The sequence below is a fragment of the Spartinivicinus poritis genome, assembly GCF_028858535.1.
GTDB lineage: Bacteria > Pseudomonadota > Gammaproteobacteria > Pseudomonadales > Zooshikellaceae > Spartinivicinus > Spartinivicinus poritis.
In genome coordinates, this window is the sequence record NZ_JAPMOU010000033.1 from 51,688 (window position 1) to 61,925 (window position 10,238).

Consider the following 10,238-nt stretch of genomic DNA (forward strand, 5'->3'; position numbering starts at 1 on the left):
CAGCCTCCCAAACTGAGGATATTATCCTCAACTATCCACAAATGATGCCTTTTAGTTTTCTGACGCCACTTGCTATTTTTTAGACCACACTATTAGCTGTGGACAACTTCTGTGCAGTTACTCGTCAAAATTACCACACAATAAAACTAAGACAATACGACAAATATATACTGCGCTGGCTTTATGTCAGTCGTTACCTACCAGGAACCCCTTAACAAAATCAAAGACCTATAAAAATAATAGTAAAATCAATCAGTTAATTATTTAATTCCGATGTTAAATTAGCAGACAGGTTATGTAGAAGAAAGCTATAACAAACATCTATGCAAAAGCAAAACGTTATTAATATCATAAAAAAAATATGGCATTACCCACAGTATTTGTGGATAAGTCTGTGATCAAGTTTTGATTAAATGGCGAAAGGCTGCAAGCTTATGGTGACGACTGCAAATTGATCATTTTTTAACCAACAAAAACTCAACCCCTTCTTTTTATGTAAAATTTTTCAATTTCTCTGTGAATAAGAATGGCAGCCGTTATCAGTGGGTAACTGACTGTGGTGCCAACGTCGACTCCATATAAGCGGTTTCAGTTAATTGCTCATACTTTTCAAGCAACTGCTCTGCTGGTAAGGCAGGTGCAAATAAATGCCCTTGACAAATATCACACCCTTCCGCCTGCAAAAAACCCAGGGCCTTTTCGTTTTCCACCCCTTCCGCGATCACTTGTAACTTTAAGTTATGCGCCAGGTTGATGATTGCTCGCGCAATACTCGCTGCATCCTGATCATCTGGAATATCTTCAACAAACATTCGATCAATTTTTAAAGTATCAATAGGTAACTGCCTTAAATAACTTAATGATGAATAGCCTGTACCAAAATCATCGATGCTGATACTAACTCCCCGCGCCTTTACTTGATTTAGCTCCTTAATCGCAAAGTTAATATCATGCATTAGCATACTTTCTGTTACCTCTAATTCCAGTAACTGAGGAGGTAACTGGCTATTATGTAGTGCCTTATCCAGCACGGATAATAAGCTACCACTCATTAGCAAACGTGTAGGTAAATTAACAGCTATAGATGTATAAGGCGGCACTTTTCCGTCCGATATCCAAGCCCTATGCTGTATACATGCCGTTTCTAACAGCCATTCACTAACAGGTATTATCAGCCCGGTTTCTTCAAGCAGAGGAATAAATAAGCTTGGCAAAATAATACCCTCTGTTGGATGTTGCCAGCGTAATAAAGCTTCAAACCCAGCAATACAACCAAAGTGAATATCAATTTGTGGTTGATAATAAAGAACCATTTCTTGGTTAGCCAAAGCATAATGCAAGCGACTTTCCAGCTGTATACGATATTCTGAAACTGCTTTCATCTTTTCAGAGAAAAACTCATAGTGGTTAGGTCCTAACTGCTTTGCTTTATTCAATGCTATATCAGCTTGCTTTAACAGCGTTTCATGATTATCCGAAGGGGAAGTTAGTAAGCTAATACCAATACTGGCAGAAACAAAAATTTCCTTTTCTTGTAATTGAAAAGGAGCACTTAATACTTTTACAATGTGCTGCCCTACGACAGCTGCATCATTTTGATCAAAAGTATCCTCTAATATGATTGCAAACTCATCACTGCCTAACCTTGCTACAGTGTCTTCTTCTCTAACAGCTTGGCTTAAACGTAATGCAACTTTTTTCAATAGCTCATCACCTACAGCATGACCTAAAGTGTCGTTTATTACTTTAAAGCGAGCCAAGTTAATGACCAGTAACGCAACCTTTCGCTTTCTTCGACGAGCACGTATCACTCCTTGTGCCAGCCTGTCTTGAAATAGTGCCCGATTGGCCAAGCCCGTCAGCGGGTCATGGTATAAATAGTTCAGTAATTTCTGCTGCGAAAGAAACTGTTTAGCATTATCCCTTAACAACACTATTACCCAATGCTGCCCTTGAATGGATAATGACATCATTGTCATCATTACGAGTTGCGCTTTATTTTGGGTATTTAATAAAGTCACTTCTCGCCACTGCTTCCCCTCTCCAAACCCACTATCACTGCCAGCAAGCCATTGAGGTAAGGGCTCTTTATCATTTAGTTGTAACTCAGGAAACAACTGACTTATATATAAGATATTTTCATCACAGCCGCTCGTGATGCCCACCAGCTGCATTGCTGCTGTATTAGCATGTAGTAGCACACCTGATTGATTAAATAATAATGTACTATCTTGAATAGCATCTAAGATCGTAAACCAAGCAGCTAAATCAGCCTTATTATTAGCGAGTAAAGGTTGTTCAGTAATGGTGACTAATGCACCTCGACTGTCTTTTTTCTGAAAAGGTAGTAGTTGACACCACAACCGGCGTTGCTGGCCTGACTGACTAGAAGTGTGGGAAGGAATACAAAAGCTGGTTCCATGATCTGAATTGCTTAAGTCACGTACCAAGTCAATCCAGTCAGGCTGATATTGCCCGCTTGCTAATGCTGTTAACTCTCTTTCAAGTGCTTTATTTTTTAATAGCCACTGGCCTTGGGCAGTTAATATACCTACCCAGGGCTCATTGCTGTTTAAACCGGCCTGTTTTGTCTTAGCCTGATCATCATAAAACCGATCGAAACTCATACACAACCCTGTGTAAATACTGCAATATCAAAGACTCAGTATTGCAGTTAGCCATCATTTCCTTGATTAATAACTTGTCTTAAGCCGCTATTAGTTATTAACAAAACCAGGAGCAAATATACCCCCAGTATAGTGTATTGATAAATCTTTGGGCAAAACTATCAACAGGCCCAGCTATTTAGTTACCCACAAAAACTGTGGATAAACCTGTTAATTTGTTCTGATCAAATCACACCAAAGTCGAGCTAAAAGCACTTTGAAAGAGTGGCTGTTTTTTTAACCAAGCTGTCAACCTACACATCATGGCTTTAGAAAAGCCTTTATAAATAAAGGAGATTGTTTAATAGAGGAGTCATAACGATGATTAGTGAAAGGTAATAATTTCTTAATTATTGCCACACACAAAAACCCACAAGATTATGTGGATAACCTTGTGGGTTTTTTATTTCTCTTCTTACTTTGTATATGGCGCGTCCGGGAGGATTCGAACCTCCGACCGCCTGGTTCGTAGCCAGGTACTCTATCCAGCTGAGCTACGGACGCGTTGCTTGTGGGCGCGTAATATAGAGTTTTTTGCCATGAGAGTCAAACTAATTTTTGATTATGTTCAAATGAGCTATAAACAGTGAAATCAGCTTACCTAAAATAAAAAAGCCCGATCTAATCGGGCTTTTTAAAAATGGCGCGTCCGGGAGGATTCGAACCTCCGACCGCCTGGTTCGTAGCCAGGTACTCTATCCAGCTGAGCTACGGACGCACATCTTTGATACTTCATTACTTATAACAAAACAGCCAACAAAACTGCAGCTCAGCTTTGCCTAAATGAAAGCATCTACAACAGGCAAATAAACTTTGGCGGAGAGAGAGGGATTCGAACCCTCGATACGGCTACAAACCGTATACTCCCTTAGCAGGGGAGCGCCTTCAGCCGCTCGGCCATCTCTCCTTAGCGACGCGCGAAATAATAACAGATTCGCGCGAAAAGCAAAGTACTTTTTAAAAAAATTTAGCTGCCTACTTTTTCCTCTTTTTCTTTTTGAATACGTTGATAAATTTCTTCACGATGTACAGCAACTTCTTTTGGCGCATTCACACCAATTCTTACTTGGTTGCCTTTAACACCCAAGACAGTTACGGTCACGTCGTCGCCAACCATGAGAGTTTCACCAACACGGCGAGTTAAAATAAGCATTACTATCTCCTTCGCTTATTGAGATTAAACAACAACCACAGCTACTTGCAAAGCTATATAATCTCAATGGCTTGTAAATACTGATGTTGCTGCTATTTCTTCTACTACTGAATCAAACCAATTTAGTTAGATGTTATCACTGCCTGCAACAATGATTAAATTTTATACACCCACCTATAAATATAGTGTAGTCGCTAGGTGAGTGTAATCTATGCGTATTTTCACTAAACGCGAGTTTATTTAGCCTTCGCCGCCAGGCACTTGATCAAGTTCAAATGCTGAATGTAATGCACGTACCGCAAGCTCTAGATATTTCTCTGCAATCACGACAGATACTTTTATTTCAGAGGTGGAAATAATTTGAATATTAATCCCTTCTTTTGCTAAAGCATCAAACATAGTCGTCGCTACCCCTGCATGGGAGCGCATCCCTACCCCAACAATCGACACTTTAGCTATTTTATTATCACCCTCACACTCACTGGCCCCAAGTTCTTTAGCCGTTTCTTCCAGCTGCTCCATCGCTTGCTGGTAATCGTTACGGTGTACAGTAAAGGTAAAATCTGTAGTCTTATCTTCCGCGACATTTTGAATAATCATGTCGACTTCTATATTGGCACGACTGATTGGACCTAATATACGAGAAGCAACCCCTGGAATATCCGGTACTCCTTTAACAGTTAACTTAGCTTCGTCACGATTAAACGCTATACCAGAAATCAGCGGCTGCTCCATAGAGTCCTCATCTTCTAATGTAATTAGTGTACCTGGCCCTTCTTTGAAACTATGCAAAACTCGTAGTGGGACACTGTATTTGCCCGCAAACTCTACTGAACGAATTTGCAACACCTTTGAACCTAAACTGGCCATCTCTAACATTTCTTCAAAGGTGATTTTTTCCAGGCGTCGCGCATTATCTACAACACGTGGATCTGTGGTGTATACACCATCAACATCCGTGTAAATCTGACATTCATCTGCTTTCAGTGCAGCAGCCAATGCAACAGCTGTTGTATCTGAGCCACCACGGCCTAAAGTAGTGATATTGCCTTCTTCATCAGCGCCCTGAAAACCAGCTACCACAACAACCCGACCCGCAGCTAAGTCATTGGTCATTTTTTCTTTTTCAATGTCTTCGATTCGAGCTTTATTAAACGCGTTATTAGTTTTGATTTTAACCTGGCTGCCTGTATAAGACCTGGCAGGACAGCCCCGCTCATTTAACGCCATCGTTAATAAAGCAATGGTTACCTGCTCACCAGTAGAAAGCAAAACATCCATTTCTCGTGGAGTTGGCTTTTGTTGCATTTGACTACCAAGCTCAATCAGGCGATTGGTTTCACCACTCATTGCCGATACAACAACGACAATATCATCACCCTTCTCACGAAAAGTCTTAACTTTGTCGGCTATTTCTTGGATACGCTCAACGGTGCCTACAGAAGTACCACCAAATTTTTGTACGATTAATGCCATATTACGTTAGTTTTTGCATTCCGCATTTATAAGTGTGACGAACTAATCAATAACTCAGCTAATGTATCCCCTAATGCTGCATAGGTTTTTGGCCAAAAATCGTTTCTCGCCATCTTTAGCAACATTAGGGTAAAGCGACTTATTATAGAATGGTTAATCAGTACACACTACCCATTTTCAAGTTTTTGACTTAAAGCTTGTTAGCTAGCCAACCCTCAACCGAAGCCAATGCTTCTGCTACCTTTTCTGGCTGGCTTCCACCACCCCGGGCAAAGTCTGGTCTGCCACCACCTTTACCACCGACTTGTTCTGCCACAAATTTCAATAAATCGCCGGCTTTAATTTGACCACACAAGTCTTTAGTAACACCAGAGGCAATTGCTAACTTATCATCAGCTACTTTTATACTTAACACGACAACACCAGAACCTAGTTTATTTTTTAACTGGTCAATCGTGTCAGGTAACGCTTTCTGGTCTACTCCAGATAACTCTGCCGCTAGCATTTTCACACCCGATATTTCTTTAACCTGGGCCATTAAATCATTGCCTGCCGAGCTAGCCATTTTCTGTTGTAATTGACCTAGCTGTTTTTCCAACTGGCGTTGACGATCTAACAAGTCCTGCACTTTGGTTACCACATTATCACGACCGGCTTTCACCCAGCTGGCAATCGTCTGCAAATGTTGTTCACTTTGCTTAAGCCAGGCAAATGCCGCCTTGCCTGTCACTGCCTCAATGCGTCGTATACCAGCAGCAATACCTGTTTCGGCAACAATTACGAACGTACCAATATCACCGGTACGATCTACGTGGGTGCCACCACACAATTCCACAGAAAACCCGTTGTTTCCCATGCTTAACAGTCGCACTTGCTCACCATATTTTTCACCAAACAGAGCCATAGCACCTTTTTGCTTGGCTGTATCCATGTCAGTAATTTCCACTGCTACTGGTGTATTTGCACGAATTTGCTCATTAACAATGGCTTCGATTTGCGCCAACTCATCTGGGGTTACGGCTTCATAATGAGAAAAATCGAAACGAAGTCGTTCACTATCAACCAAAGAGCCTTTTTGTAATACATGATCACCCAACACATCACGCAATGCCGCATGTAATAAATGAGTAGCTGAGTGGTTTAAAGCAGTAGCCTGGCGTATTTCTTGGTCCACAACCAACTCTACTTGTTGGCCTATGGTTAATTTACCTTGTTTAATCGTACCAATATGCAGGTGATGATCAGTTTCTCTTTGAGTATCTGTTACCTCAAACTTTCCACCATCCCACTGTAGCAAGCCTTTATCTCCTACCTGGCCACCAGACTCTGCATAAAAAGGGGTTTGGTCTAATACTAATACAGCCTGCTGCCCTTCAGTAGCATGTTGCACGGCTTCACCACCGACTAAGATATGGCTAATCGTGGCCTGATGAGCCAGCTGTTGATAACCAGTAAACTCGGTTTGCCCCTCCAGATTTAAGGCCGCATTATAGTCGACAGTTACCTTACGCTTTCTATTAGCATCAGCGGTTTGCTGCATTAAAGCTTCATAACCCGCAATATCCAGGGTCAACTCACGCTCACGGGCAATATCGTTAGTTAAATCAACTGGGAAACCATAAGTGTCGTATAAAGTAAAAATAGTCTGGCCAGGAATCACTTTGCCTTTTAGCTCAGCAATAGCATCTTCAAGAATTTTCATTCCATTATCGAGGGTTTTACTAAATTGCTCTTCTTCTTTTAGTAAAATTCGCTCTATATGCTGTTTGGCTTCAGCTAGCTCAGGGTAAGCATCACCCATTACAGCAACCAGCGCAGGCAATAGTTTATGGAAGAATGGCCCTTTGGCACCGAGTTTATTACCATGACGAATCGCTCGACGGATAATCCGCCGCAGTACATAGCCTCGTCCTTCATTAGAAGGCAGCACCCCATCTGCAATAATAAAAGCACAAGAGCGAATATGATCAGCAATAACCCGTAGCGACTTAGCAGAAAGGTCTACTCCGCCTAATAAATCAGAAGCTGCTGTTAATAAATGCTGAAAAATATCGATTTCATAGTTGCTATGCACTTGCTGCATAACAGCAGCAATCCGCTCCAGCCCCATCCCCGTATCCACAGATGGCTTAGGTAATGGCTCCATTTTGCCATCCACCGTGCGGTTATACTGCATAAATACCAGGTTCCAAATTTCGATATAGCGGTCGCCATCATCATTCGGCCCACCGGGAGGATCACCCGCAACATCAGCTCCATGGTCATAAAATATTTCAGAGCAAGGACCACAAGGGCCTGTATCTCCCATTGACCAAAAGTTGTCTTTTTCTCCCAAACGAGAAAACTGGGTTTGATCAATACCAATTTCATTAAACCAAATATCTTCAGCTTCTTTATCGTCTTTATAAACGGTTACCCAAAGCTTTTCCTTAGGCAGTTTTAGTTCTACCGTTAAAAACTCCCAAGCAAAGCGAATTGCTTCTCGCTTGAAGTAATCACCAAAACTGAAGTTACCCAACATCTCAAAGAAGGTATGATGCCTGGCGGTATAACCCACATTTTCTAAGTCGTTGTGCTTACCACCGGCTCGGACACAACGTTGCGCAGTGGTCGCCCGAGTATAAGAGCGTGCTTCTCTTCCTAAAAACACATCTTTAAATTGGTTCATCCCTGCATTAGCAAACAGCAGGGTTTTATCATCAGCAGGCGGCACTAGGGAACTGCTCGCTACAATCTCATGTCCCTGGCGCTTAAAATAATTTAAAAATGCTGATCGTATCTCTGCGCTTTTCATAGTGGCGTCCCATCAGGGCTTAATCAAATATATCTACACTTATTTATGACAATGTACGATGTATGGTGGCTGCCTCATGAATGACAACATTGCCGCAGGGCAAAAACACTCACACATTGCTAAGCAAATATGACAAACGGGGGATTATACAACGATAAGAAGATTTACGTCACTCTCATCCTATTTTGTTATGTAATAATATTCATGATTCAAAAAGTCACCTCTACCGTATTTATGCAATACAACAACTTCCTCATTCAATAAATCTCTATCAGATAGACGCCACTAGGGAGTAACAGGTGCCCTGTAGTACTCCTATTACTGAGAGAGTTCACCGATTTATTATTACTCCCCTGCTTCTCTCAATTCTCGCTACACTATTAGAGATACCCTAAGATAATAGTTGATAACCTGGATCGACCGGCCTGACATAGGTGACAAGGATATGACACTTAAGTTTATGGATGAGCAGCAGCCAGCCAGCTTTAATAACATCCGCCAACTAAGACTTAAACTGACTACTATCCTGTCCTCCGCCCACTTGCCAGAAGACGCTCAACAAAACTTCACTCTTGCGTTTAGTGAAATAGCCACTAATGTGGTCAAATACAGCTCTCCTCCTGCTAAATCAATTCAGGTTGTTTTCTTTCAAGAAGCCAATCGCTGGGTGTTACAGGTTTTCGATGATGGAGGACCATTTACTGACTTTGCCAGTAAACTAAAAACAAGTCAGCAGTCGCTAAACTCAGAGGAATTACATGAAGGAGGGGTAGGCTTAGGTATAGTGTCGTCTCGGTTTCCAAGTTTTCAGTATACGGCCGCATCTGATAAACAATCTCTTAACTGCTTTGAAATTACCAAGTTATATTCTCCTCTTAATAAGCCTTCCGTAGCCATTATTGATGATGATGCCACAACACTGGCTATTTTAAAGCACTATTTAAAAGATAATTATCAAGTTTCTGTCTATCAAAACCCAAGTAAAGCTGTAACAGATATTACTCGCCACCCCGTCAATATTGTTATTTCAGACATGGAAATGCCTGGCTTAAATGGCCTGGAAGTACGGCAACGATTTGCAGCCAACCAATCCACCAGTCATATGCCATTTATTTTTCTTACCGGACATGCTGAAACAGAGTTTTCTGCCTCTCATGCAGGTATTGATGACTTTTTAATAAAGCCAACCAAACAAGAGAAATTAATCGCCGCTATTGAGCGCTCTTTAAGTAGATCTAAACACATCAAGGCTACCTTAGGTGACAAACTTGATCATGATGTAACCAACACTTTGCGAGTACAAGTGCCACCCAAACTAGGCCAGTTTGAATTGGCGTTAAAAATGGAAGCAGCCACTGCTGGAGGGGGAGACTTTATTTACAAAAGCGCTGACCAACACACTATTATTCTTGGAGATGTGATGGGGCATGGCGAACAAGCTAAGTTTTTTGCCCATGCCTTTGCCGGTTTTTTTCATGGATTATTCCACGCCTGTACCCAACATTATACTGATCCAGGTGAAATTTTAACCGCTCTATCTAAAGCAGCAGAAACTAATGATGTTATGCAAGCGACAATAGTTACTTGTATCGCACTTAGAATTATTGATGAACAAACTTTATTAATTTCATCTGCCGCCCACCCTGCCCCTTTATTTATCAGTGGTGGTCACATAGAAGACATTGAATGCTCTGGCCCCCTTCCTGGTTTAATGCCCGATGTAGCCTACCACACAACCCAAGTTGTATTTCATCCTGGTCAGCAATTAATTCTGTACACTGATGGTTTGTTTGAGTCAGCCAAGACACCCAAAGGACGCAAACAACTGGAAAAAACAGTAAAAAATACATTGCTTGCCAATTGCACTAAACCTGTTGCCGAAGCTATCGAGAATGTATATCAAGCCTTTCAAGATCAAGCAACAAAACCATTACCCGATGATATATCCATATTAATGCTCGGGTTAGCTTAGAACTAATTAAGGGCGCCTCTAATAATTGTTTGCTGTCTCTGGCCTTGGCGAAGAGTATATAATGGTGAGCTTGCTAGTTAATGGTTTGTATTATTGGTTATCAATACTGTAGACACTTTTATGCAGCAATAGCCCCATAGTCGCTTAACTGCTCATACACTTGAGCGACTTTTTTAT

General features: G+C 41.4%; 5 protein-coding genes and 3 tRNA genes. 1 reads left to right on the forward strand and 7 read right to left on the reverse strand.

Annotated elements, in window-relative coordinates; genetic code table 11:
- Positions 1–539 precede the first annotated feature (539 nt).
- The 7 genes from ORQ98_RS20605 to alaS form a co-directional block, all read right to left on the reverse strand.
- Positions 540–2,627, reverse strand: coding sequence for a putative bifunctional diguanylate cyclase/phosphodiesterase (locus ORQ98_RS20605; protein WP_274690710.1), 2,088 nt, complete (start codon positions 2,625–2,627; stop codon positions 540–542).
- A 466-nt stretch (positions 2,628–3,093) separates the two neighbouring features.
- Positions 3,094–3,170: transfer RNA gene (locus ORQ98_RS20610), tRNA-Arg, on the reverse strand.
- A 137-nt stretch (positions 3,171–3,307) separates the two neighbouring features.
- Positions 3,308–3,384: transfer RNA gene (locus tag ORQ98_RS20615), tRNA-Arg, on the reverse strand.
- 96 nt (positions 3,385–3,480) lie between these two features.
- Positions 3,481–3,573: transfer RNA gene (locus tag ORQ98_RS20620), tRNA-Ser, on the reverse strand.
- 60 nt (positions 3,574–3,633) lie between these two features.
- Positions 3,634–3,819, reverse strand: a complete 186-nt coding sequence (csrA, locus tag ORQ98_RS20625) for a carbon storage regulator CsrA (protein ID WP_163834898.1) — start codon at positions 3,817–3,819, stop codon at positions 3,634–3,636.
- A gap of 240 nt (positions 3,820–4,059) precedes the next feature.
- Positions 4,060–5,295: an aspartate kinase gene (locus tag ORQ98_RS20630; RefSeq protein ID WP_274690711.1), complete on the reverse strand. Its 1,236-nt coding sequence runs from the start codon at positions 5,293–5,295 to the stop codon at positions 4,060–4,062.
- Between the two features lie 190 nt (positions 5,296–5,485).
- A complete protein-coding gene (alaS, locus tag ORQ98_RS20635; protein WP_274690712.1) occupies positions 5,486–8,089 on the reverse strand; it encodes an alanine--tRNA ligase in 2,604 nt (867 codons plus the stop codon).
- 445 nt (positions 8,090–8,534) lie between these two features.
- Here alaS and ORQ98_RS20640 point away from each other — a divergent pair, with 445 nt between their 5' ends.
- Positions 8,535–10,061: a SpoIIE family protein phosphatase gene (locus ORQ98_RS20640; protein WP_274690713.1), complete on the forward strand. Its 1,527-nt coding sequence runs from the start codon at positions 8,535–8,537 to the stop codon at positions 10,059–10,061.
- Positions 10,062–10,238 lie beyond the last annotated feature (177 nt).

Excerpts from the sequence above, each read along its gene's own strand:
- ORQ98_RS20605 (WP_274690710.1), bottom strand. The coding sequence starts at position 2,627 with ATGAGTTTCGATCGGTTTTATGATGATCAGGCTAAGACAAAACAGGCC.
- ORQ98_RS20630 (WP_274690711.1), bottom strand. The coding sequence starts at position 5,295 with ATGGCATTAATCGTACAAAAATTTGGTGGTACTTCTGTAGGCACCGTT.
- ORQ98_RS20640 (WP_274690713.1), top strand. The coding sequence starts at position 8,535 with ATGACACTTAAGTTTATGGATGAGCAGCAGCCAGCCAGCTTTAATAAC.
- csrA (WP_163834898.1), bottom strand. The coding sequence starts at position 3,819 with ATGCTTATTTTAACTCGCCGTGTTGGTGAAACTCTCATGGTTGGCGAC.
- alaS (WP_274690712.1), bottom strand. The coding sequence starts at position 8,089 with ATGAAAAGCGCAGAGATACGATCAGCATTTTTAAATTATTTTAAGCGC.